1 protein-coding gene is annotated in these 397 nt (G+C 70.3%); it reads left to right on the top strand.

Annotated elements, in window-relative coordinates:
- A partial coding sequence (locus AC1DMY_RS21045; protein ID WP_477166784.1) for a hypothetical protein occupies nt 1–397 on the top strand: 397 nt, incomplete at both ends.

Here is a 397-nt window from a genome sequence, read left to right as displayed (position 1 = left end):
GCTTCCGCTTCGGCCAGCTGGGCTGCGAACTGGTGGACCGGCGCGGCCTCACGCGCTTCGAGGCCAAGACCTTCCTCTGTTTCTCGATCTTCGTCATGCGCTGGCTGCGGCCGGTGCGCGAGTGCGAGCCGATGCTGCGCCGCGCGTTTGCGGCGGCGAACCGGATCGGCGACCTGCCGTACGGCGCCTTCGCGGGCAACGCCCGCAACTCGGACATGCTGTTCGCGGGCGAGCCGCTGGCCGAGGTGCAGGCGGAGGCCGAGCGCGGGCTGGCCTACGCCGAAAAGGTGCGCTTCGGGCTGGTGACCGACTTTATCGGCACGCAACTGGCGCTGGTGCGGATGCTGCGCGGCCTGACGCCGGTCTTCGGCAGCCTGGACGGCGATCCATTCGACGA

Source organism: Dyella sp. 01L423 (assembly GCF_056399945.1).
Note: the sequence above shows the minus strand (reverse complement) of the source record. Positions and strands in the feature narration are given on the sequence as shown.